At 64.3% G+C, this 24111-nt stretch carries 22 protein-coding genes and 1 other RNA gene; 20 read left to right on the top strand and 3 right to left on the bottom strand.

Annotated features, from left to right (window positions below; genetic code table 11):
• Window position 1 precedes the first annotated feature (1 nt).
• The 11 genes from rseP (at window position 2) to tilS (ending at window position 14627) form a co-directional block, all read left to right on the top strand.
• Entirely contained in the window at window positions 2-1372 is a 1371-nt protein-coding gene (gene rseP / locus H7A12_03480) for an RIP metalloprotease RseP (protein MCP5319880.1), read from the top strand.
• A 57-nt stretch (window positions 1373-1429) separates the two neighbouring features.
• Window positions 1430-4054: an outer membrane protein assembly factor BamA gene (gene bamA, locus H7A12_03475; GenBank protein ID MCP5319879.1), complete on the top strand. Its 2625-nt coding sequence runs from the start codon at window positions 1430-1432 to the stop codon at window positions 4052-4054.
• A 40-nt stretch (window positions 4055-4094) separates the two neighbouring features.
• Window positions 4095-4613: an OmpH family outer membrane protein gene (locus H7A12_03470; GenBank protein MCP5319878.1), complete on the top strand. Its 519-nt coding sequence runs from the start codon at window positions 4095-4097 to the stop codon at window positions 4611-4613.
• Between the two features lie 92 nt (window positions 4614-4705).
• Window positions 4706-5764, top strand: a complete 1059-nt coding sequence (gene lpxD, locus H7A12_03465) for a UDP-3-O-(3-hydroxymyristoyl)glucosamine N-acyltransferase (GenBank protein MCP5319877.1) — start codon at window positions 4706-4708, stop codon at window positions 5762-5764.
• Window positions 5758-6198, top strand: a complete 441-nt coding sequence (gene fabZ, locus H7A12_03460; protein MCP5319876.1) for a 3-hydroxyacyl-ACP dehydratase FabZ — start codon at window positions 5758-5760, stop codon at window positions 6196-6198. The genes lpxD and fabZ overlap by 7 nt, the downstream gene beginning before the upstream one ends.
• Window positions 6195-6965 carry an acyl-ACP--UDP-N-acetylglucosamine O-acyltransferase gene (gene lpxA / locus H7A12_03455; protein MCP5319875.1) on the top strand — a complete coding sequence of 257 codons (771 nt, stop codon included), beginning with the start codon at window positions 6195-6197 and terminating at the stop codon, window positions 6963-6965. The genes fabZ and lpxA overlap by 4 nt, the downstream gene beginning before the upstream one ends.
• Before the next feature lie 14 nt (window positions 6966-6979).
• Window positions 6980-8143 (top strand): lipid-A-disaccharide synthase, encoded by a 1164-nt coding sequence (lpxB, locus tag H7A12_03450; protein MCP5319874.1) that lies wholly within the window; start codon window positions 6980-6982, stop codon window positions 8141-8143.
• Window positions 8144-8172: 29 nt separating this feature from the next.
• A complete protein-coding gene (gene rnhB / locus H7A12_03445) occupies window positions 8173-8754 on the top strand; it encodes a ribonuclease HII (protein MCP5319873.1) in 582 nt (193 codons plus the stop codon).
• A gap of 7 nt (window positions 8755-8761) precedes the next feature.
• Complete coding sequence (gene dnaE / locus H7A12_03440) at window positions 8762-12211, top strand: DNA polymerase III subunit alpha (protein MCP5319872.1); 3450 nt, start codon at window positions 8762-8764, stop codon at window positions 12209-12211.
• A 103-nt stretch (window positions 12212-12314) separates the two neighbouring features.
• Complete coding sequence (locus tag H7A12_03435; protein MCP5319871.1) at window positions 12315-13265, top strand: acetyl-CoA carboxylase carboxyltransferase subunit alpha; 951 nt, start codon at window positions 12315-12317, stop codon at window positions 13263-13265.
• Window positions 13266-13280: 15 nt separating this feature from the next.
• Window positions 13281-14627: a tRNA lysidine(34) synthetase TilS gene (tilS, locus tag H7A12_03430; GenBank protein ID MCP5319870.1), complete on the top strand. Its 1347-nt coding sequence runs from the start codon at window positions 13281-13283 to the stop codon at window positions 14625-14627.
• Here the strand turns inward: tilS and H7A12_03425 are convergent, their stop codons facing one another.
• Window positions 14628-15218, bottom strand: a complete 591-nt coding sequence (locus H7A12_03425; protein ID MCP5319869.1) for a hypothetical protein — start codon at window positions 15216-15218, stop codon at window positions 14628-14630. It abuts the gene before it with no gap.
• A 250-nt stretch (window positions 15219-15468) separates the two neighbouring features.
• Between H7A12_03425 and ffs the strand changes: the two genes are divergently transcribed.
• From ffs to H7A12_03390, 7 genes are all read left to right on the top strand, one after another.
• An RNA gene (gene ffs / locus H7A12_03420) (signal recognition particle sRNA small type) lies at window positions 15469-15565 on the top strand.
• A gap of 70 nt (window positions 15566-15635) precedes the next feature.
• A complete protein-coding gene (gene dnaX, locus H7A12_03415) occupies window positions 15636-17345 on the top strand; it encodes a DNA polymerase III subunit gamma/tau (protein ID MCP5319868.1) in 1710 nt (569 codons plus the stop codon).
• On the top strand, window positions 17342-17662 hold the full coding sequence (locus H7A12_03410) for a YbaB/EbfC family nucleoid-associated protein (GenBank protein ID MCP5319867.1): 321 nt from the start codon (window positions 17342-17344) through the stop codon (window positions 17660-17662). Before dnaX ends, H7A12_03410 begins: the two co-directional genes overlap by 4 nt.
• Window positions 17663-17681: 19 nt before the next feature.
• Window positions 17682-18278 (top strand): recombination protein RecR, encoded by a 597-nt coding sequence (gene recR / locus H7A12_03405; protein MCP5319866.1) that lies wholly within the window; start codon window positions 17682-17684, stop codon window positions 18276-18278.
• Window positions 18275-19426: a ribonuclease D gene (gene rnd, locus H7A12_03400; protein ID MCP5319865.1), complete on the top strand. Its 1152-nt coding sequence runs from the start codon at window positions 18275-18277 to the stop codon at window positions 19424-19426. The genes recR and rnd overlap by 4 nt, the downstream gene beginning before the upstream one ends.
• Window positions 19423-19698 carry a YcgL domain-containing protein gene (locus tag H7A12_03395; GenBank protein MCP5319864.1) on the top strand — a complete coding sequence of 92 codons (276 nt, stop codon included), beginning with the start codon at window positions 19423-19425 and terminating at the stop codon, window positions 19696-19698. Before rnd ends, H7A12_03395 begins: the two co-directional genes overlap by 4 nt.
• On the top strand, window positions 19692-20057 hold the full coding sequence (locus H7A12_03390; protein ID MCP5319863.1) for a hypothetical protein: 366 nt from the start codon (window positions 19692-19694) through the stop codon (window positions 20055-20057). Before H7A12_03395 ends, H7A12_03390 begins: the two co-directional genes overlap by 7 nt.
• On the opposite strand, the gene cysK is transcribed toward H7A12_03390, so the two are convergent.
• A complete protein-coding gene (gene cysK / locus H7A12_03385; GenBank protein MCP5319862.1) occupies window positions 20050-21024 on the bottom strand; it encodes a cysteine synthase A in 975 nt (324 codons plus the stop codon). The two genes, H7A12_03390 and cysK, sit on opposite strands and share 8 nt — an antisense overlap.
• A 168-nt stretch (window positions 21025-21192) precedes the next feature.
• On the opposite strand from cysK, the gene H7A12_03380 reads away from it, so the two are divergent.
• Window positions 21193-22041: a MoxR family ATPase gene (locus H7A12_03380; protein ID MCP5319861.1), complete on the top strand. Its 849-nt coding sequence runs from the start codon at window positions 21193-21195 to the stop codon at window positions 22039-22041.
• A 36-nt stretch (window positions 22042-22077) separates the two neighbouring features.
• On the top strand, window positions 22078-23253 hold the full coding sequence (locus H7A12_03375; GenBank protein MCP5319860.1) for a VWA domain-containing protein: 1176 nt from the start codon (window positions 22078-22080) through the stop codon (window positions 23251-23253).
• Between the two features lie 6 nt (window positions 23254-23259).
• Here the strand turns inward: H7A12_03375 and H7A12_03370 are convergent, their stop codons facing one another.
• Window positions 23260-24054 carry an RNA methyltransferase gene (locus tag H7A12_03370; GenBank protein MCP5319859.1) on the bottom strand — a complete coding sequence of 265 codons (795 nt, stop codon included), beginning with the start codon at window positions 24052-24054 and terminating at the stop codon, window positions 23260-23262.
• Between the last annotated feature and the right edge of the window lie 57 nt (window positions 24055-24111).

Genomic DNA, 24111 nt, shown 5'->3' with positions numbered 1-24111 from the left:
CGTGGAGTTGCTGCAGACGGTTGCGATCACCGTGCTGACTCTGGGCATCCTGGTGGCAGTGCATGAATATGGGCATTTCTTCGTCGCCCGAAGGGCAGGCGTGCGAGTGCTGCGCTTCTCGATCGGTTTTGGCCGTGCGTTGTGGCGGCGTACGGGGCGTGATGGAACCGAGTACGTACTTGCCGCGATACCGCTTGGCGGTTACGTCAAGATGCTCGACGAGCGCGAGGGCGCGGTAGCGGCGACGGAGCTGCACCGCAGTTTCAACCGCAAGCCGGTAGGAGCACGTTTCGCGATCGTTGCCGCTGGTCCGCTGGCGAATTTTCTGCTCGCCATCGTTGCGTTCTATGCACTCTACGTGAGCGGTGTGCCTGGACTCGCACCGGTGATCGGCGGAGTCACTCCGGGTTCGATCGCCGACGCTGCAGGCCTCGAACGTGGACAGGAGATCATCGCGGTCGACGGGGAGCCGACACCGACGCGGCAGGCGGTCGTGATGCGTTTGCTGAAGCGCCTCGGCGAAAGCGGGGAAATCCGTTTCTCGGTGCGTTACGGACAGGAGCAGTCTGCGTTGGTCTACGAATCGACGGCCAGGATCAGCGACTGGCTGGCCGGCAAGGACGACCCTGATCTGCTCGCTGGGCTGGGACTCTCGTTCTGGACGCCAGCGCTTGCAGCGCGCGTCGGCAACGTGCTGGCTGACAGTCCTGCCGCGCGTGCGGGGATGCGTGCCGGAGATCTGGTGGTCGCGGTAAACGGCGAACCGGTAGTCTCCTGGGATGCCTGGGTCACGACGGTGCGCGCCGGCGCAGGGCGTGAACTCGCGGTGGAACTCGACCGCGGGGGCGAACGCCTGCACGTGCAGGTGACGCCTGCCGCAGTGAAGGGGCCCGATGGTGCCACGATCGGGCAGGTGGGCGTCAGCGTGGCCGAGCAGCCATGGCCTGCAGAAATGTTGCGCACGGAACGCTATGGGGTGTTGGCGGCATGGCGGCCGGCGTTGGCACAGACCTGGTCATTGACGGCATTTACCGTCGATTCGGTGAAGAAGATGTTCGAGGGGATGATTTCCCCGAAAAACTTGAGCGGACCTATCACGATTGCTAAAGTGGCGACCGATTCGGCGCGCGCGGGCCTGGAGAGCTACATCGGCTTTCTCGCGCTGCTCAGCATCAGCCTCGGAGTGCTGAACCTGTTCCCCATTCCCGTGCTCGACGGTGGACATCTGGTCTATTACCTGATCGAGATGGTCAAGGGCAGTCCGGTATCGGAACGGGTGCAGATGCTGGGTTACCAGGTGGGTCTGGTGATCCTGGTAGGTGTGATGCTGCTGGCGCTGTACAACGATCTGAACCGGCTGGCTGCGAACTGATCCATATTCCGCACAAACCGGGCACTCATCCCGGCAAAGGACTCTCGGGCACTCCCAATGATGCGTCATCTCACGGTCATCTTCCTCTGGTTGGCATTGGCCGGCGCTGTCTGCGCGGAATCCTTTGTGATTTCCGACATTCGGGTCGAAGGCCTGCAGCGGATCTCTCCCGGCAGTGTGTTCAACGACATTCCGATCAAGGTGAACGACCGTGTCGACGATGCGGCGATAGCGGAGACCGCGCGCGCGCTGTTCCGCTCGGGCAATTTCGACGACGTGCAGATCGGGCGCGACGGTGACGTGCTGGTGATCACGCTGGTCGAGCGCCCGTCGATCAGCGAGATCAACATTGAAGGCAACAAGGCGATCAAGACCGAGGATCTGTTGAAAGGCCTCAAGGAGGCCGGGCTTGCAGTGGGGCAGGTGTTCCAGCGTGCCACGCTCGAGCAGATGCGGGTCGAGTTGCAGCGCCAGTACGTGAGCCAGGGTCGCTACGATGCACGTATCGAAACCGAGGTCGCGGAACAGGCCCGCAACCGGGTGGCCGTGAACATCGATATCAGCGAGGGCAGTGTCGCACGCATCAAGCACATCAACATCGTCGGCAACACGGTGTTCGAAGACGACGAACTCGTGAATCTGTTCGAACTGAAGACCACCGGCTGGTTTTCGTGGCTGAGTGGCAACGACAAGTACTCGCGCGAGAAGCTGAACGGCGATCTGGAGAAACTCAGTTCGTACTACCTCGATCGCGGCTACATCCGCTTCAATATCGATTCCATGCAGGTGGCGATCACTCCGGATCGCAGCGCGGTATACCTCACGGTCAATATCACCGAAGGCGACAAGTACAAGGTCAGCAAGGTCGACGTGTCCGGCGACATCGTGATTCCGGAAAAGGAGGTGCGTGGGCTGTTGCTGATGCAGGAGGGACAGGACTTTTCGCAGGTCCAGGTGACGAACACCGAGGAGATGATCACGAAGCGGCTCGGGGTCGAGGGCTATACCTTTGCGAAGGTCAACGGTATCCCCGAAATCGACGACACGGACCATACGGTGGCAATGAAGTTCTTCGTCGACCCCGGCAAGCGCACCTACGTGCGCCGCATCGAATTCCGCGGCAACACCAAGAGCGTGGATGAGGTGTTGCGGCGCGAGATGCGCCAGATGGAGTCGGCACCGGCGTCTTCGGCGCTGATCGAACAGTCGCGGGTGCGCCTGGAGCGGCTCGGCTTCTTCAAGGAGGTCAAGACCGAAAATGTCGCGGTACCGGGTACCGACGACATGATCGACGTGCAGTACACGGTCGAGGAGCAGTCTTCCGGCAGCATCGGTGCAAGCATCGGCTACGCGCAGGACGCCGGCCTGATCCTGGGTGCGAACCTGCAGCAGAACAACTTTCTCGGTACCGGCAAGCAGGTGGGGATCGGGCTGAACTCCAGCAAGTACCAGGATCTGTACAGCTTCAGCTACGTGAACCCGTACTACACCGAGGACGGCGTCAGTCGTGGTTTTTCGGTGTTCTACCGCGCTACCGATCTCGAGGAAATCAATATTGCGAGCTATACCACCGATACCATCGGTGCGACGGTGAGCTTCGGCTACCCGATCAGCGAAACGCAGCGACTGGGGTTGAGTTTCGGTATCAGCCGAACCGATATCGGTGCGGGCATTGGCGCGGTGCAGGAAATTTCCGGTAGTCCGCGCCCGATCAAGGATACGATCGGCTACATCAGCCAGAGCGATCTCAACGATGGTGTGGGGGGCAACGGATGGTTCGATCCCGCGGTGATCCGTTCGCCGGTTCCCGGTGATGTGTTCCAGGCAGGGATTCCGAAGGGTTTCCTCGATCTACATGGAGATCGTTTCGACAACTACACGATGACCGGCAGTTGGTCGCAGTCGACACTGAACCGTGGCCAGCTCGCGACGCGCGGCTATTCGCAGAACCTATCGTTACAGGTTGCCGGTCCGGGAAGCGATCTCACCTACTGGAAGTTGATGTACAGCGGTCAGGTGTTCATTCCGGTGTGGCGGGATTTCACCTTGCGCCTGCGCACCGATATCGGTTACGGCGACGGCTGGGGCGATACGAAGGGGCTGCCGTTCTACGAGAATTTCTTCTCCGGAGGCTTCCGTTCGGTACGCGGCTTCAAGAGCAACACGCTCGGCCCGCAGAGCACGCCTGCGCTGCGCTACACGATCCTGAACATCCCGGAGTACGACAGCGAGGGGAACATCGTCGATTTCCAGCGCAACTACGTCTATGTGACCTGCGCACGCGATAGCGACACGAACCCGGCGCACACAAAGTGCGGCCCCGAAGGGGAAAAGGTTCTCTACAGCCCGCTCGGCTACGACGACCGGTACAACTCCTTCGGTGGTAACGTGCTGATCGAGGGTGGCATGGAAGTGCTGTTCCCGTTGCCGTTCATCAAGGATCAGCGTTCGGTGCGCTCCGGCGTATTCGTCGATTTCGGTAATGTTTTTGATACCAATTGCGCTGTCACGCAAGTAATATGCTCCGACCTTGATTTCGGCGAGCTGCGCTATTCGGTGGGTTTCGGGGTGACGTGGATAACAGGCTTCGGCCCGATAACCTTCAGCCTCGCAAAGCCGCTCAACGAAGAGCGCTGGGACAGGACCGAGATATTCCAGTTCTCGCTCGGTCAGGGTTTTTGACGAATTGGCCCCCGATTACCTGAATCTTTGGAGTTCCGACGTGATGCGTCTTGGCCGTGTTGCAGCGATTGCCTGTCTGATTACCCTGGTCCCCGGTCTCGCTCTGGCAGAGGGCAAGGTTGCGGTGTTGAACCTCGAGAAGGCGATCTTCGAAACCAACGAGGCACAGAAGCAGCTTGAAGCACTGCGCCAGACGCCGGACTTCCAGAGCAACAAGAAGGAATACGATCGCCTCAAAAAGCAGTACGAGGATCTCGCGCAGCAGTTCAACAAGAACCGCGAGGTGATGAGCGCGGAGCAGGAGGCGGAGCAGGCGCGCAAGCTGAAGGACGTGGAAACCGATTTCGAGTTCGTCGCGAAGAAGCTGCAGCAGGCACAGGCCACGGTCGCCCAGCGGGTGATGCGTGAACTCGGGCCGCGTGCCAACACGGTGGTCATGGACCTGATCAAGGCGGAAGGCATTGGCCTGCTGCTGAACGCGCAGGCCGCGTTGTACGCAGAGCCGGGGTTCGTACTCGATGCAAAGGTGACCGACAAGCTGAACCAGGGCGGCAAGTGAGCGCACGCGGAGCCGGTCTGGCGAACGAAGTCGAAGTCGCGGCGAAGCGCACCTGATGCTGTCGCGGGAAGTCACGCCACAGGGGCTCCCCGATGGAATACCAGCTCGGTGAACTCGCTGCCCTCGTCGGCGCACGGTTGCGGGGAGACCCGGCACGCCTGATCCGTGGCGTCGGTGACATCGAGCATGCTTGCCCGGATCAGCTCGCATTCCTCGCTTCATCGGCGTACCGCCGTCACCTCGCGGCCACCCGCGCGGGTGCGGTCGTACTGACCCCTGCGATCGCGAGTGATTGTCCGACCGACTGTCTGCTGGTCGATGACCCCTATCGCGCCTTCGCGACGCTGTCGCAACTGTTCCTCGAGCTGACACGCCCAGAACCCGGTGTACATGCATCGGCGGTGATTGCATCCGATGCACGGGTGCACCCATCGGCGAGCATTGGCGCGCATTGTTCGATCGAGGCAGGCGCCGAGATCGGCGAATGCAGCGTCGTGAGTCCGGGCTGCCGGATCGGTGCGGGCAGCCGGGTCGGTCGCGATTGTCGCTTGTGGGCGAACGTCGTGCTGTACCATGGCGTGCGTCTGGGCGACCGTGTCACGGTACACGCCGGTGCAGTGCTCGGTGCGGACGGGTTCGGTTTCGCACCCGGATCGGCCGGCTGGGAAAAGATCGCGCAACTGGGTGGAGTCGAGATCGGTGACGACGTCGAGATCGGTGCCGGCACGACGATAGACCGCGGTACGCTCGGTGATACCGTGGTCGAGAGTGGCGTCAAGATAGACAACCAGGTGCAGATTGCGCACAACGCACGTGTCGGTGCTCATACGGCGATTGCCGGCTGTGCCGGAATCGCAGGCAGCGTGCGGATCGGGAAGCGTTGCCGGATCGGCGGGGGCGCCGGACTGGTCGGGCATATCGAAGTGACGGACGGGGTGACGATAACCCCGATGAGTCTGGTGACGCGCTCGATCGAGGAGCCGGGTGTTTATACTTCCGGCACCGTGCTGCAGACCTTGCAGCGCTGGAAGCGTTCGGCGCTTCGCTTCGGCGAGCTGGACGAAATGAACCGTCGCCTGCGACGTGTGGAGCGGTTGCTCGCGCGCAGTGCATCGGGCGACCAGGAAACGGAGGATCCGGCGGGATGCTGATGGACATCAACGAGATTCGTGAATACCTGCCGCATCGCTACCCGTTCTTGCTGGTCGACCGCGTGATCGCGCTCGAACCGGGGCATTCGATCGTCGCCTACAAGAACGTGACCGGCAATGAAGGCTTTTTTCAGGGACACTTTCCGGATCTGCCGGTGATGCCCGGGGTGCTGATCATCGAGGCCATGGCCCAGGCTGCCGGCATTCTTGGTTTCCGCACGATGAACAAGAAGCCTGCGGACGGATCGATCTACTATTTCGTCGGAGCGGACGATCTGCGCTTCAAGCGGCCGGTGGTTCCGGGCGACAGGCTGCAACTCGAGGCTTCGATCGTGACCGAGAAGCGCGGTATCTGGAAGTTTGCGTGCCGCTCTACCGTCGATGGCCAGATGGCCTGTGAAGCAACGATTCTCTGCGCGGATCGCAAGCGGTGATCGACGCTCGGTCCGATATCGACCCGCAGGCGCGCATCGCATCCGATGTGCGTATCGGGCCGTTCTGTGTGATCGGTCCCGACGTCGAGATCGGACCGGGTACGGTCATTGCGTCGCACGTGGTCATCAAGGGGCCGACGCGCATCGGTGCCGACAATCGCATCTTCCAGTTCGCATCGGTGGGCGAGGACAGCGCGGACCAGAAGTACCGGGGCGAACCGACCCGGCTGGAGATCGGTGATCGCAACATCATCCGCGAAGGTGTGACGATCCATCGTGGCACGGTCCAGGACCGTGCGATGACCACGATCGGCAACGACAACCTGCTGATGGCCTACGCGCACGTCGGTCACGACAGTGTGATCGGCAATCACGCGATCCTCGTCAACAATGCCGCGATTGCCGGACATGTCGTCGTCGGTGACTGGGCGATCCTGGGAGGCTACGCACTGGTGCACCAGCGGGTGCACATCGGCGCGCACAGTTTCGCCGCGATGGGCAGTGCGATCGGCAAGGACGTGCCGGCATTCGTGCTGGTCTCCGGCAGCCCGGCACGCGCGAAGGGCATCAACCACGAAGGGCTGCGACGCCGTGGTTTCTCTGCGCAGGCGATTGCCGCGCTGCGTACTGCCTATCGCACCGTGTATCGGCAGAAACTTACCGTAGACGAAGCGTTACGCACGATCAGTGATCTGGCCGCAGAGCACGAGGCGGTACGTGTGTTCGCCGAATCGATTGCGGTCGCCACGCGGGGAATCGCCCGCTGAGCGGTGCACACGGGATGGCCCCCGGCAGTTCACTGCAACTCGGCATGGTCGCCGGCGAACATTCGGGAGACATGCTCGGCGCCGATCTGCTGGCAGCCCTGCGGGCGCGTGTCCCGGTGCTGGATGTTCGCGGTGTCGGTGGCGAACGCATGCACCGGCAGGGGATGCGGATTCTTGCGCCTGCGGAACGGCTCGCCGTGATGGGGCTCGTCGAACCGTTGCGGCGCCTGCCTGAGCTGCTGCGTCTGCGTGCCATGCTGGCACACGATTTCCTGCGTGATCGGCCGGCGGCATTCGTCGGTATCGATGCGCCGGATTTCAATCTCGGTCTCGAACGGCGTCTGCGTGAACGCGGGATCCCGGTGGCCCAGTACGTGAGTCCGTCGGTCTGGGCGTGGCGCAGTGGTCGCATCGCGACGATCCGACGCAGTGTCGATCTGATGCTGACGCTGTTCCCGTTCGAGCAGAAGCTGTACGCGGAGAACGGCGTCGATGCGTGTTACGTCGGGCATCCGCTGGCCGATCGTATCGCTCCGGTTCCCGATCGCGCAGCGGCGCGTGTGCGTCTTGGGCTCGATGCGGCGCGTCCGCTGATCGCGGTGCTGCCCGGGTCACGGGGTGGTGAACTGGCGCGCCTCGCGCCGCCGTTCCTGGCCGCCTGCGACATCTGTCTGCGTGAGGTGCCGGATCTGCAGTTCCTGCTGCCGGCGGTGGACGAGCGTGCACGCAAGGTGCTTGGCGAACTGCTGAAGAATCGGCCCTCGGCGCCGGCGTTCCACTTGCTCGAAGGGAATTCGCACAGCGCGCTGGAGGCGGCCGATGTGGTGCTGGTTGCCTGTGGCACCGCAACGCTGGAGGCGATGCTGTTCAAGCGACCCATGGTCACGGCGTACCGCATGGCCAGTATCTCGCACGCGCTGATTTCACGCATGTTGCACACGCGCTGGGTCGCGTTGCCCAATATTCTCGCTGGCGATGCGCTGGTGCCGGAGTTGTTGCAGGACGAAGTGCAGCCGCAGGCTCTCGCGCGCGAATTGTTGCGCCTGCTGCGTGACGATGCGCTGCGCGCTGCACTGGTTGCGCGTTTCGACGCATTGCACGCCGAACTGCGCTGTGGCGCTGCCGAACGTGCGGCAGAGGCGGTGCTCGGGCTGGCGCGTCGCGGGAGCGCACGGTGATCGACTGGGAGGGACTGCTGGCCAGCGGTGTGCGCGTGGCCGGTGTCGATGAGGCGGGTCGCGGACCGCTCGCCGGCGACGTGTTCGCGGCTGCGGTGATTCTGGCGCCGGAGCGCTCGATTACCGGTCTGCGTGATTCGAAGAAACTCGGTGCGGCGCGTCGCGAAGCGTTGGCCGAGACCGTTTGCACGAGCGCTCTGGCATGGTCGGTAGCGCGTGCCAGCGTGGCCGAGATCGATACACTGAACATACTGCAGGCCAGCCTGCTTGCGATGCACCGTGCGGTGCAGGGATTGAGCGCGACACCGGAGGTCGTGCTGGTCGACGGCAACCGTCTGCCGGACTGGCCATGGCACAGCGCCGCGCTGGTCGGCGGTGACGATCTGGTGCCTGCGATCAGCGCCGCGTCGGTGCTGGCGAAGGTCGCACGCGACGAGGAGATGCGCAGGCTCCACGCATGCTATCCCGATTACGGTTTCGCCTCCCACAAGGGCTATCCGACTGCCGCCCACCTTGCAGCGCTGCAGCGCTTCGGGCCGAGTCCGATCCACCGGCTGTCCTTTGCGCCGGTGCGTGCGGCCGCGGCACAATATGCGGGCGAATCCCGCTGAGGCACCCATGAGCAGCACATTTGTCCATCTCCGGTTGCATTCGGAGTATTCGCTGGTCGACGGCATGGTGCGGGTCGAGGAACTGGCCGCCCGCGCTGCCGCACTTGGCATGCCGGCGGTCGCTCTGACCGACCAGGACAATCTGTTCGCGTTGATCAAGTTCTACAAGGCGATGCAGTCGGCGGGGTTGAAGCCCATCGTCGGCTGCGACGTGCGCGTGGAGCACGAAGGCCAGGCGTGTGCCCTGACGTTGCTCGTGTGTTCGCAGGAGGGTTATCGCAATCTGATCCGACTCGTCTCCCGCGGCTGGCTCGAGGGGCAGCATCTCGAGCGTCCGCTGTTTCCGCGCGAGTGGATAGCGGAATGTGCCAGCGGGCTCATCGCGCTGTCCGGTGGTCACGACGGCGATATCGGCCAGGCGTTGCTCGGGGGCCGCACGGAACAGGCTGCGCAACTGCTCCAGTCGTGGATGAATGCCTTTCCGGATCGCTTCTACATCGAGCTGAGTCGTGCCGGGCGTGCGCGCGAGGAGGAGTACCTGCATCTCGCGGTCGATCTCGCGACACGCCACGGCTGCCCGGTGGTGGCAACCAACGACGTGCGTTTTCTCGAGCGTGACGACTACGAGGCACACGAGGCGCGGGTGTGCATCCAGGAGAGCCGCACGCTCGATGACCCGCGACGGCCACGCAACTACAGTCCCTGCCAGTACCTGCGCAGCGTGCAGGAGATGGCCGAGCTGTTCGAGGATATCCCCGAAGCGCTGGCGAACAGCGTCGAGATCGCGCGTCGCTGCAACCTGCGACTCGACCTGGGCAAGGTGTACCTGCCGGACTACCCGGTGCCCGCAGGGATGGAAATCGCGGATTTCCTGAGCCGAACGGCACACGAGGGGCTCACGGTGCGGCTGGAACGCATCGAAGACGGCCCTGCGCACGAGCAGCGTTATCGGGAGCGGCTCGACTTCGAGCTGCAGACGATCGGTGCGATGGGTTTTGCGGGCTACTTCCTGATCGTGATGGACTTCATCCGCTGGGCGAAGGGTAACGGTGTGCCGGTCGGTCCGGGGCGAGGATCCGGGGCAGGTTCGCTGGTTGCCTACGCACTCGGGATCACCGACATCGATCCACTCCCCTACAACCTGCTGTTCGAACGCTTCCTGAATCCCGAGCGGGTGTCGATGCCGGATTTCGATATCGACTTCTGCATGGAAGGGCGTGACCGGGTCATCGCGTACGTTGCGCAGCGCTACGGGCGTGACGCGGTGTCGCAGATCATCACCTTCGGCACGATGGCTGCCAAGGCGGTGGTGCGTGACGTTGCGCGTGTGCAGGGCAAGTCCTACGGGCTCGCCGACCGACTGTCGAAGATGATTCCGTTCGAGGTCGGGATGACGCTCGGCAAGGCGATGGAGCAGGAATCGTCCTTGCGCGACTTCGTGGCCCAGAACGAGGAAGCGGCCGAGATCATGGACATGGCGTTCAAGCTCGAGGGGCTTACGCGCAACGTCGGCAAGCACGCTGGCGGTGTGGTGATCGCGCCGACCAGACTCACCGATTTCGTGCCGCTCTATGCCGACGATGCGGGCGGCGGTCCGGTGGCGCAGTTCGACAAGAGTGACGTCGAGAAGGTCGGACTGGTGAAGTTCGACTTCCTCGGCCTGCGTACGCTGACGATCATCGACTGGACGCTGGCGATGGTGAATCGCAAGCGCACGGCATCCGGCCAGGAGGCAATCGACATCGAACGGCTGCCGCTCGATGACCCTGGGGTCTACGCACTGCTGGCACGTGCCGAGACCACGGCCATTTTCCAGCTCGAATCGCGCGGGATGAAGGAGTTGATCAAGGGGCTGAAACCGAGCTGTTTCGAGGACATCGTGGCGCTGGTGGCACTCTACCGCCCGGGGCCGCTGGAGTCGGGGATGGTCGGTGACTTCATCGATCGCAAGCACGGTCGGGCCGCCGTGCGCTACCCGCACCCCTTGCTCGAACCGATCCTGGGAAACACCTATGGCGTGATCCTGTATCAGGAGCAGGTGATGCAGATCGCGCAGGTGCTGGCCGGCTACACGCTGGGTGGGGCCGACCTGCTGCGCCGCGCGATGGGCAAGAAGGACGCCGACGCGATGGCAGAGCAGCGTGCGATCTTCCTCGCCGGTGCAGAGCGCAATGGCATTGCTGCCGATGTGGCTGCCCCGATTTTCGACCTGATGGAAAAATTCGGCGGCTATGGTTTCAACAAGTCGCACTCGGCGGCATACGCGCTGGTTTCCTACCAGACCGCGTGGCTGAAGCACCATTATCCGGCGGAGTTCATGGCAGCGGTGCTGTCGTCGGAGATGCACAACACCAACAAGATCGTCGTGTTCGTCGAGGAGTGCAGGCGCATGCGTCTGCCGCTGGTGCTGCCCGACGTGAACGCCAGTGAATATCGATTCACCGTCGGGGCACGCGGGGAGGTCGTCTATGGACTCGGCGCGATCAAGGGTATCGGCGAAGCTCCGGTGGAAAGCATCGTCGCCGCGCGAAGCGGCGGTGGCGCGTTCCGGGATCTGTTCGAGTTCTGCCGGCGTATCGATGCCCGCAAGGTAAACAAGCGCGTGCTCGAAGCGCTGATCCGCTCCGGTGCGATGGACGGGCTCGAGGGCGAGAGGCCGGTCCTGATGGCGGCGATGAACGATGCGATCAAGGCTGCCGAACAGCAGGCACATGCGGCCGATATCGGCCTGCTCGACATGTTTGCCGAATCGACGCCTGGTGCTGGCAGTGAGGTCGATGTCTATGCCGGCTTTCGTCGCGCGCGGGCGTGGAGTGCTCGCGAACGGCTGCGAGGCGAGAAGGAGACGCTCGGGCTCTATGTCACCGGTCATCCGATAGACGATCACGAAGCGGAGCTGGCTCAGTTTGTGCGCACCCGCATCGCGCAGCTTCGTCCGGACCAGGAGCCGCAGCGTGTCGCCGGCCTGGTCGTCGGCATGCACACGAAGAAGAGTCGGCGCGGCGATGACATCGCGTTCGTGCAGCTCGACGATCGCACGGCACGCATCGATGTCGCCCTGTTTGGCGAGTGCTACGCCGGTTGTCGCGAACACGTGATCAAGGACACCATCCTGGTCGTCGAAGGGGTGGTCGGCATCGACGACGTCTCCGGCGAGTTGCGCCTGCGTGCGAGCGCCGCATACACGCTGGCCGGGGCGCGGCGGCGCTTTGCACGCGAGCTGGTACTGCAGCTCGACGCGGCGGATTTCGTCGGCGGTTTTCCCCAGGTGCTGGAGCATCTGCTCGGTGGCGGGCGAGCGTCTGATGGCTGTGCGGTGCGGGTCGTGTATACCGCGCCGGCCGCCCGGGCGGAACTCAGTCTGGGCTCGCAGTGGCGGGTGGTGCCGGAAGACGAGACGCTCGCACGTCTGCGTGAACGCTTCGGCGCAGGACGGGTGCAAGTGCGCTACGCGTGAACAGGCCGGGAGCACACACGAGCCGGATTCACGCATGGCACTTTCGCGGTTGCCTTGTTAAGCTTGACCTCCCTTTGATGCCCCGCGGGATCCGACTCTCCCGATGAATCCGAACTATCTGGACTTCGAACAGCCGATTGCCGAGCTAGAGGCAAAAATCGAGGAGTTGCGCCTGGTCGGCAACGACAACCAGATCAATATCGGAGATGAAATCGAAAAGCTTCGCCTGAAGAGCGACCGACTCACCGAGAAGATCTACGCGGACCTGACGCCGTGGCAGGTCGTGAAGGTCGCACGTCATCCGCGCCGTCCGTATACGCTCGACTATATCGAGCGTGTGTTCACGGATTTCGACGAATTGCACGGTGATCGCAAGTTCGCCGACGACAACGCGATCGTTGCCGGTCTGGCACGCCTTGACGAGATGCCGGTGATGGTGATCGGCCAGGAGAAGGGCCGCAGCGTGAACGACAAGGTTCGACGCAACTTCGGCATGCCGAAGCCGGAGGGCTATCGCAAGGCGCTGCGGCTGATGGAACTCGCCGAACGTTTCGGCCTGCCGGTGATCACGTTGATCGATACTCCCGGTGCGTATCCGGGAATCGATTCGGAAGAGCGCGGCATCAGCGAGGCGATCGCGCAGAATCTGGCGGTGATGTCGCGACTGCGTACGCCGATCGTCTGCGTCGTGGTCGGCGAGGGCAGCTCGGGCGGTGCACTCGGGATCGGTGTCGGCGATCATCTCGTGATGCTGCAGTACTCGACCTATTTCGTGATCTCGCCAGAAGGCTGTGCAAACATCATCTGGAAGACTTCGGAGAAGGCACCGGAGGCGGCAGAGGCGATGGGCCTGACCTCGGGCGTGCTGCAGGAGCTTGGCATCGTCGACGCCACGATCCCCGAGCCGCTCGGCGGCGCGCATCGCGACGTCGACACGATGGCCCAGCGCGTGCGCGAGCATCTCGTTGCCGAGGTGGGGCGCCTGCGCGGGATTCCGCTCGATGAGCTCCTGGAGACACGATTCCGGCGTCTGATGTCCTACGGTAGCCGCTGAACGCGCAGCGGCATGATGGAGCCCGCCACGCTCCTGTCGTTGCTGAACGAACATCCGGCAGCGCGGCGCTGGGTGGTGGCGTACAGCGGCGGACTCGATTCCAGCGTGCTGCTCGATCTCTGCGTACGGCTGCGCAGGATCGAGCAACGCGTGCCGCCGGTGGTGGCCCTGCATGTCGATCACGGCGTCCAGCCCGCCGCCGATGCCTGGAGCCGGCACTGCGCCGGTGTGTGCGCGGAATCCGGCGTTCCTTTCTTCCTGCGACATGTGGATCTGCCACGCAACCCGGATGCAACGGTTTCCGAGGAGGCGCTGCGCGCTGCGCGCTATCGCGAATTCGAAGCGTTCTGCCTGCCCGGCGATCTGCTGCTGCTTGCACATCACCGGGACGACCAGGTCGAGACCGTGCTGTTGCGTCTGCTGCGCGGTGCGGGTGTGGCGGGGTTGGCTGCAATGCCGCGTGAACGCGGCTGTGGCCACGCGCGCCTGTGTCGTCCGCTGCTCGATGTGCCGCGCGAGGAGTTGCAGCGTCATGCGCTCGCCGAAAGCCTGACGTGGATCGACGATCCCAGCAACGCAAGCGATGTTCACGACCGCAATTTTCTGCGCCTGCGTGTGCTGCCGTTGCTGTTGAAGCGCTTTCCGGGTGCTGCCGCCGCCATCGCACGAGCGGCGCACAACCTTGCCCAGGCGGCCGACATCTGTGCCGAACGCACGGGTGAGGATCTGTCGGCCTGCAGCGGCACGGATCGCTTCGGGCAGCCGTATCTGGGGCTCGACCGCTGGCGTCGGCTCACGGCAGCGCGTGGCGATGCGTTGCTGCGGGCGTGGGTGACGATGCACACGGCGGCGACTCTGGACACCCGGGCGCTGCGGACGCTGCGCGTCGAGGTGATCGCTGCGCGTGCCGATGCCCAGCCCGTGCTGGTGCTCGGGGGCGTGGCGATTCGGCGCTACCGCGAACGCATCTACGCGACGGCGGCCGATGAGGAGTTGCCGCAGACGGATGTGGTGCTGGAGCCGGGCGACGTGGTGACGATTCCCGGGTGCGGGCGGGTGGAACTGCAGACGCTCGATCGGGCGAGTACGGGTGGTGGTGTGCGTGCGGGACACGACTACCGGATCGGTTTCGGTTCTTCGGCGCTGCGTTGCCGTCCCGCGGGGCGACCCGGCAAGACGCTGGGGCAGCTCGCACAGGAATACGGTGTGCCACCCTGGTTGCGGGCGCGGCTGCCATTGCTGTTCGTCGATGGCGAGCTGGCGGCGGTCGCGGATCTCTGCGTATGCGAGGGTTTCGTGGTCCCTGCAGGGAACGGTGCAGTCAGGCTGCGCTGGGTGCCGCCCGCGTGCTGTCGAGCCTGATCACCACGCCAGCAGTTCGAGCGTCTTGACGATTTCCGGGCGCAGCGTGAGCGTCGTCTCGGGCGTTACCGAACCAATCACGATTTCCTCGTTGAACAGCAGCGTGATGCCGGGATACTGATCCTTGCGCCGCTGGCCCGGCAGATACGCCAGCTCGTCGCAGATGCGACGCGCGATTTCGGCGTAATCCTCGAAGGCCGCTTCGGGCGAGGCATAGTCACCGACGCGGGCGATTGCGCGCACGCTGATCCGGTATCCCGGCGACTTGCCGTGAATCACGAGCATCATTTTCTGAGCGCGCGAGAGTTTGGATTCGATCGCCAGGATCGCGTCCGCGATCTCGCGTGATGACGGCTTCCTGCGACCGCGCTGACGGCGCTTTTCTGCCTGGATGTCATCGACGATCGAGCGCAGCTTCTGCATGATCTCGTCGAGGTCGGTCCCATCGCAGTCCACCACGCGCTGCTTGTTCTTCCAGGCGCGTCCACGGTATTCGTCGTCCCAGTAGCGGGCGATCAGGTCGTAGTTGCAGTAGTCGTCCTTGAGAATGCGCTTGTCGGACTCGATCTCGATACGTGGCAACGGTGGCATCCGGGACCTCGGTTAGCGGACTTCACTGCCGCAGCAACGGAGATGGACGCAGCCCGTGGCTGCTGGCTCCGGAACGCGGGGCGCGGCATTCTTCCCATGCGGAAATTCAAATGTCAAGGCCGATTCGGCGGATCTGCCGGGAAGGTGCCCGGCGGCTGCCAAGGCGCGTCCATCGACCTTGCTGGAGTGGGAGTGTTTGCGGATAATGCCGCGCTCGCCCGGACGGCCAACACGTGTCAATGGCAGCCCCGGTCGGTGCTCTCGCAACGCTGGATGAGGAACCCCGCCAGGCCCGGAAGGGAGCAACGGTACTCGTCGACGCGTGTGCCGGGGTGTCGCTGGCCGGGGCTGCCACCCTTCCCGGAACGGGTGGTTATAATCCCGTTCGCCCACGCCATCCGGAAACGTTCAGTTCGCATGTCATATCAGGTACTCGCGCGACGCTGGCGCCCGCAGACCTTCGCCCAGATGGTCGGACAGGAGCATGTGCTGCGCGCACTGGTCAACGCGCTCGAGCGCCAGCGGCTGCACCATGCCTACCTGCTGACCGGAACGCGCGGTGTCGGCAAGACCACGCTGGCACGACTGATTGCCAAGTGCCTGAACTGCGAGCAGGGGGTATCGGCCACACCGTGTGGCGAGTGCGCGGCGTGTCGCGAGATTGCCGAAGGGCGCTTCGTCGACCTTCTCGAAGTCGATGCCGCGTCGCGTACCAAGGTCGAGGATACGCGCGACCTGCTCGAGAACGTGCAGTACGCACCGGCACGTGGACGCTTCAAGGTCTACCTGATCGACGAAGTGCACATGCTGTCCACACATTCCTTCAACGCGCTGCTGAAGACGCTGGAGGAACCGCCGCCGCACGTGAAATTCCTGCTGGCAACCACGGATCCGCAGCGGTTGCCCGCGACCGTGTTGTCGCGCTGTCTGCAGTTCCATCTGAAGAACCTCGCTCCGGAGCAGATCGCCGGGCATCTTGCGCACGTGCTGGACGAGGAAGGCATCGCGTTCGAGGACGAGGCGTTGCGGGAGATCGCAGCGGCGGCCGAAGGCAGCATGCGCGATGCGTTGAGCCTCACCGATCAGGCAATCGCGCACTGCGCCGGACGGATCGAGACGGTGGCCGTGACCGAAATGCTCGGCTACGTCGATCGCGAGATGCTGCGCACACTGGTCGATGCACTGCTGCGCGCGGATGCTGCAGCGGTGCTCGATGCGATCGCGGCGATGGCGACGCACGGGACGGATTTCGAGCGTGCGCTGGCCGATCTGCTTGCGCTGCTGCACCGCATTGCACTGGTGCAGACGGTGCCGGCAACGCTTGCCACGCTGCACACCGGGCGCGAACAGATGGCCGACTGGGCGCAACGTGCGAGTGCTGCCGACGTGCAGCTCTATTACCAGATTGGCCTGGCTGGCCGGCGCGACCTGCCGCAGGCACCCGATGCGCGCAGTGGCTTCGAGATGGCGTTGCTGCGCATGCTCGCCTTCCGGCCGCTGCGTGCGGGTGATGGGCGTGCGATTCCAGTGCCGGGCACGGGGGATGCGGCCGCTCGCGTGCAGTCGGCCGTGCGGGAGGCGGTCGACCCCGGAAAAAAGCCTGAACCGGAGGCCGATGTGGCCTCCGGCGCGGATCAGCCGGCCGGCAGCGATCGTGCGGGCGCTGGTGCGGATCAGCCGGCCGAGGTCATTGCGCCGCTTGCGCGCCTGTGCGACGTCGACGCGTCGAATTGGCACCGGGTGCTCGAGGAAAGCGGGCTGTCTGGTATGGCGCGTTCCGTGGCCGGGCACTGTGTGCCTGAGGCGGTCGAGGGGTCCACGCTGAGACTGGTGTTGCAGTACGGACAGGAAATCCTGCACCAGCCGCAGCTCGACCAGCGTATCGCAGCAGCGCTCGGCGCACGCTTCGGCGAGCCGGTGACGGTCAGCCTGCGGGTGGCGGAGACCGAGGCGGAAACACCGGCAGAGCGTGCGGCGCGGCTCGCCGCGCTGCGTCAGCGCGAGGCGGAGGCAGTCATCGAGACAGACGCCAATGTGCGGCTGCTGCTCGAACACTTCTCCGCGCGTTTGCATCGTGAATCGATCACCGCGTACACGGTCGCGGCAGATGGAGGTGAACACCGATGAAAGGGTTGCAGGAACTGATGGCGCAGGCGCAGCAGTTGCAGGAGCAGATGCGCAGCGCACAGGAGGACATCGCTCGCCAGGAAGTGCAGGGCGAGTCCGGTGGCGGACTGGTTCGCGTCACGATGACCGGACGCTACGATGTGCGTCGCATGCACCTGGAACCCTCACTGCTCGCCGAGGAGCGCGAAGTGATCGAAGATCTGGTCGCGGCCGCGGTGAACGATGCGGTGCGCCGCGTCGAAGCCCTGCAACGCGAACGGCTGGCCGGTGCGGCCGGCGGGCTGACGCTTCCCGACGGCTTCAAGTTGCCGTTCTGAGCTGCGGGAATACGAGGCGATGCGATTCGGTCCGCTGATCGACCAGCTCATGGAGGCGTTCCGGTGCCTGCCCGGCGTGGGGCCGCGCTCTGCCCAGCGCATGACCCTGCATCTGCTCGAGCGCGACCGTGCCGGTGGCGAACACCTGGCGCAGGTTCTGATGCGAGCGCTCGCGTGCGTCGGTCGCTGTGAACGTTGCCGCAATCTGAGCGAAACCGCACGGTGTCCGATCTGCAGCAGCATGCGCCGTGATGCCGCCACGCTGTGCGTCGTCGAAACGCCAGCCGATGTACTGGCCATCGAACAGGCAGGTGGTTACAGCGGACTCTATTTCGTGTTGCTGGGGCGGCTGTCGCCGATCGACGGCATCGGCCCCGAGGAACTCGGACTGGAGCAGTTGCTGCGCCGTGTGCACGACGAAGGAATTCATGAAGTCATTCTCGCGACGAATCCGACCGTGGAAGGGGAGGCTACCGCGTATTTCATCACCGAACGCCTGCGCGGGTCGGGCGTGACCGTGTCGCGCATCGCGCATGGGGTACCGCTGGGCGGTGAGCTCGAATACGTGGACGGCGGCACCTTGCTGCACGCACTGCAGGGGCGCAAACCGCTATGAGTTCCCGCGTGATCGAGACCTTCGACGGCATGCCGGTGCGTTACATCGAGTCGGATCCGGAGCTCGAGCGCGTGGCGCGCGGGTGGCTGGAATGCGCCGTGATCGCACTCGATACGGAATTCATGCGTGTGCGTACCTTCCATCCGCAAGCGGCGCTGTTCCAGGTCTGCGACGGTCATGAGTGCTTTCTGCTCGATCCGCTGGCGCTCGAGGATCTGACACCGCTGGCGAAGCTGCTGGCAGCACCCGGTGTGGTGAAGATCATGCACAGTTGTTCCGAGGATCTCGAGGTCTGCGAGCGTCGGCTCGGCACCTTGCCGGAGCCGCTGATCGACACGCAGGTGGTTGCAGCGTTCTGTGGTCATCCGCTGTCGGTCGGTTACCAGAAGATACTGGCGAGCGAGCTCGGCGTGCAGCTCCAAAAGTCCGAAACACGGACGGATTGGCTCAGGCGGCCACTGTCGCCGGCACAGCTTCATTACGCTGCAGAGGACGTGGCTTTCCTGCCGGCACTTTGGAGGGTGTTGTCGGATCGACTGGCTGGCGGTGCGAACGGTGCATGGGCTCTGGCCGAGTGTGTGGCGACGCTGGAACGCTTTCGCAACCGTGACGGAGCGGATTACCGGGCGGTTGCCGGCGCGTGGCGCCTGGACCAGCGGGCGCTGGCGCTGCTGCGTGCATTGCACGCATGGCGCGAGGACATGGCACGCAAGCGCGACCTGCCGCGCAACTGGCTGCTGGCCGACGCCGTGCTGCTCGAAATCGCGCGGCTGCAGCCGCGGCGCGAGGAGGATCTGCGAGCCATCGCGGAACTGCCCGACGGTACTCGCCGGCGTCATGCCGACACCTTGCTCGAACTGGTGGACAGGGCGTTGGGGTTGCCGGTGCGGGAGCTGCCACCATCGGTTCCGCCGCCGCTCAGTGTCACCCAGACCCGGCGGGCCAGGCGCCTGCGTGTGCACACCGTGACCCGTGCAGAAGAACTCGGCATGGCGCCCGAGATGCTGGCGCGCCGGCGTGATTTCGAGGAGTTGCTGCGCTGGGTCGACGGCATGGAGGGGCAGAGGGCTCCGGCCGTGCTGGACGGGTGGCGTCGCACCGTGATCGGTGAGGAGCTGCTGGCGCTGGCACGGGAGGCGGGTACGTGAAACTGATCTGTGCCGTGTATCGCGCGCGACGCAATTCCGATACCTATATCTATGTCGATCACGCCGAAGACACGCGACGGGTGCCAGAGGCCTTGCTGCGTGAACTCGGAGGCATCGAGCGTGCGATGACATTGGTGCTGACGCCCGCGCGGCGACTCGCGCGCACTACGGGTGATGAGGTGATGCGTGCCATCGCACAGAGCGGCTACTACCTGCAGTTGCCGCCGCCGCCCGAGGGCTTGCAGGCGCCGCGGCAGGAGCTCCCATGCTGAACGGCACCGACTACGTCGTGGTGTGGGCCGGCTATCTGACGAGCGTCTTGCTGGTGATGGCTGGATGGTGGTGGTTGACGCGCTGGTTTCCGGCCTGGCTGCGCGATCCGTTACGAGCGATCGCACTCGTCGTGCTGCTGACCCCGACGCTGGTCGATAGCGAGCGTGGCCGTTATGCGCCTGCGCTGTTCGTGGCGGGTTTCGAACTCGTGACGGCCGCGGACGGCGGCGTAGGCGCCGTGCTCGCGGTACGTCTGTTGCTCAGCGCGATGGTCGCGGCGTTGGCCGCCTGGACGCTGCGGCTGCTGTGGTACTGGCTGTTTGCGCGCCGCCGTGGCGGGCGCACCGCACTCAAGTGATCGCCTGCACGAGTTCGCGGTCGCCGAAACGTCCCTCGAACAGCACGCTGCGCAGGTAGCGTTCGCCGGAGTCGGGAAGGATCACGACGATGGTCTTGCCGGCATGCTGCGCCTGGGCTGCCACGCGCGCAGCCGCGGCAGCCGCCGCACCGGACGAGATCCCGGCCAGGATGCCTTCCTCGCGCATCAGCCGGTGTGCATATTCGAGCGCTTCCTCGTCACCGATCTGCTCCACCTGGTCCACCAGCGAAAGATCGAGGTTGCGTGGCACGAATCCGGCGCCGATACCCTGGATCTTGTGTGGCCCGTGAGTCGGTGTCACACCAGCCAGCGTGTTGCCGATCACCGGCGATGCGATCGGCTCGACCGCGACCGCCGTGATCGCCTTGCCCATCGTGTGCTTGATGTAGCGTGACACGCCGGTGATCGTGCCTCCGGTCCCCACGCCAGATACCAGGACGTCGATCGTGCCGTCGGTGTCGCGCCAGATCTCGGGGCCGGTCGTGCTCGCGTGGATCGCCGGATTCGCGGGGTTGTCGAACTGCTGCAACATCAGGTGGCGCGCGGGATCGCTGGCGACGATTTCCTCGGCCTTCGCGATCGCACCCTTCATGCCTGTTGCGCCATCGGTCAGCACGAGATTCGCTCCGAGCGCCGCCATGACCTGGCGGCGTTCCAGGCTCATCGTGTGCGGCATGGTCAGCGTCAGACGATAGCCGCGCGCTGCGGCGACGAACGCGAGTGCGATGCCGGTATTGCCGCTGGTCGCCTCCACGAGTTCGATTCCGGGCTTCAACAGGCCTTCCTTCTCCGCAGCCCACACCATGCTGGCCCCGATGCGGCATTTCACCGAAAACGCCGGGTTGCGGCTCTCCAGTTTGGCGCAGACGCGACCGTTGCCGATGTGGTTCAGCCGCACCAGCGGTGTATTGCCGATCGAGTGGCTGTTGTCGGGGTGGATATTCATCGTGTCGTGTGCTCCTGTTACTGCGGTACGCCATCTCCGGCGCGCCGCTCAGGCTACTACCGCCGACGGGGCAAGTCCACGCGCAGCATGCCGCCGGTATGGTTTAGACTCGCGCTGGCACGCGCCCGCCGGAGTGGGTGGCAAACCATCGAAGTGGAGTCCGAAGCAATGAATTTCGAAGGTACCGAGCGTTACGTTGCGACCGCGGACCTGCAGATCGCAGTGAATGCTGCCGTGACGCTGCAGCGGCCGCTGCTGATCAAGGGTGAGCCGGGAACCGGCAAGACCATGCTGGCCGAAGAGATCGCTGGTGCGCTCGGCAAGCCGCTGCTGCAGTGGCATATCAAGTCGACGACGAAGGCGCAGCAGGGACTGTACGAGTACGACGCGGTGTCGCGCCTGCGCGACTCGCAGCTCGGGGATCCGCGGGTGCACGACATCGGGAACTACATCCGCCGCGGCAAGTTGTGGGACGCCTTCGACTCGCCCGAGCAGGCCGTGTTGCTGATCGACGAGATCGACAAGGCGGACATCGAATTCCCGAACGACCTGCTGCTCGAGCTCGATCGCATGGAGTTCCATGTCTACGAGACCGGGGCGACGGTGCGTGCGCGCCAGCGTCCGATCGTCGTGATCACGAGCAACAACGAGAAGGAGCTGCCGGATGCGTTCCTGCGTCGTTGTTTCTTCCATTTCATCAGCTTCCCGGACCGCGAGACGATGGCGCGCATCGTCGAGGTCCACTATCCGGGCATCAAGCGTCGCCTGGTCAACGAGGCGCTGGATATCTTCTTCGACGTGCGCAGCGTGCCCGGTCTGAAGAAGAAGCCGTCCACTTCGGAGCTGATCGACTGGCTCAAGTTGCTGCTCGCCGACGACCTGCCGGAGGAAGTATTGAAGAACCGCGACCCCGCGCGTGCGATACCGCCGCTTTACGGCGCGCTGGTCAAGAACGAGCAGGACGTGCATCTGCTCGAGCGCCTGGCGTTCATGCACCGGCGCGAGAGTCGCCGCTAGTCCTGCGCCGCCGGGCGTTGCAGCGGGAGGATCATGATGCTGGCCGGCTTTTTCACGGGTCTGCGCAATGGCGGTGTTCCGGTCTCGATCCGCGAGTACCTCGACCTGCTCGGAGCGCTGTCCAGCCACGTCGTGTTTGCGGATGCCGACGAGTTCTACTACCTGAGCCGCGCGCTGCTGGTGAAGGACGAAAAGCACTTCGACAAGTTCGATCGTGCGTTCGGACTGTATTTCCGTGAGCTCGAGACGGTCGATGACCTGATCGAGGCGCTGATCCCCGACGAATGGCTGCGCAAGGAATTCCTGAAGACGTTGAGTGACGAGGAGAAGGCGAAGATCGAGTCGCTGGGCGGGCTCGAGAAGCTGATCGAGGAATTCCGCAAGCGACTCGCCGAGCAGAAGGGGCGCCACCAGGGTGGCAACAAATGGATCGGTACCGGCGGCACGTCACCGTTCGGCGCGCACGGTTATAACCCGGAGGGCATCCGGGTCGGACCGGAGGGCGGCCAGCAGCGTGCGGTGAAGGTGTGGGAGAAGCGTGAATTCCGCAATCTTGACGATTCGGTGGAGCTCGGTACGCGCAACATCAAGCTCGCGCTGCGACGCCTGCGCAAGTTTGCGCGCAGTGGCGCCGCCGAGGAGCTCGATATGCCGGACACGATCCGCTCGACGGCCAGGAACGCCGGTTTGCTCGATCTGAAACTGGTGCCGGAGCGTCACAATGCGGCGAAGGTGCTGCTGTTCTTCGACGTCGGCGGTTCGATGGACCCGCACGTGCGCACCTGCGAGCAGTTGTTCTCGGCAGCGCGCGGCGAGTTCAAGCACATGGAGTACTTCTACTTCCATAATTTCATCTACGATTTCGTGTGGCGCGACAACGTGCGCAGACGCAACGAGATCGTACCCACGCTGGATATCCTGCATCGCTACCCGCACGACTATCGCGTGATCTTCGTCGGTGATGCCGCGATGTCACCCTACGAGATCCTGCAGCCTGGCGGCAGTGTCGAGTACTGGAACGAAGAGTCGGGAGAGCAGTGGTTGCACCGCATCGCCACGGTCTGGTCGAAGATCGTGTGGCTGAATCCGACGCCGCAGGAGCACTGGGAATTCACCCAGTCGATCGACATCACGCGGCGTCTGATCGAGGACCGCATGTACCCGATGACGCTGAAGGGGCTCGAGGACGCGATGGCGTATCTGGGGCGCTGAATGCGCTCAGCAGCGCAGGCGGGCGCGAAAGGCCACCAGTGCGGCGGTAACCGCGACATTCAGTGATTCCACGCCGTTGGCCATCGGGATCGAGCAGGATTCGTCGGCTAGTGCGCGCACTGTCGCACTGACGCCGGCGGTTTCGCCGCCGAGCACGAACACGCGGCCGCGCGTGTCGAGCGTCTCGAACAGGCTGTGCGGTGCGTCGGCGTCGAGCGTGCAGACCAGCCAGCCGCAGTCACGAAGCGCAGTGAGTGCCGGTGGCAGTGAATCGCAGCGCAGCAGTGGCGCGCGGAACACGGTCCCGGCGCTGGCCTTGATCGTCAGCGGGCAGATATCACAGTTGCCTTGACGTGGCAGCACGATGCCATCGCAACCGGCGGCCGTGGCGGAACGGATCAGCATCCCGAGGTTCTGCGGGTTGGTGATGCCGTCGATCGCGAGCAGCGTTGCACCCGGTCCGGGTGGCCACGGCAGCACGTCCTCCAACTGGCGGTAGCCCGGGGTGTGCAGATCGGCAGCCACACCCTGATCCTCACGCGAGTGGCGCGAGATTCGGGCGAGTTCCTCGCGGCTGTGGTGCCGGATCTCGGCCCCCTGCGTGGTGGCAAGCGCCAGGATGTCATCGAGAATCGGCGCAGGACGGTTGTTGTGCGCCAGATGCAGTCGCTCGCAGCGCACCCCCGCGCAGTGCAGCGCCTCGAGCACGGTCTTGCGCCCATAGACGGTCAGGCTGCGTCCGAACTGCGATTTGCGCTGTCGGTAGCGTTCGCTCGGGGGAGCGGGGGTGGCAGGACTCATGCGGGCCTTGGGCCGCATTGGCAGTGGGGTTGGTGAAATTCCAGGCGGGGTGCTCGC

This window comes from Pseudomonadales bacterium (genome assembly GCA_024234165.1).
Lineage (GTDB): Bacteria > Pseudomonadota > Gammaproteobacteria > Pseudomonadales > UBA5518 > UBA5518.
The sequence above is the reverse complement of the archived record's forward strand: the minus strand, read 5'-3'. Positions and strand labels throughout refer to the sequence as shown.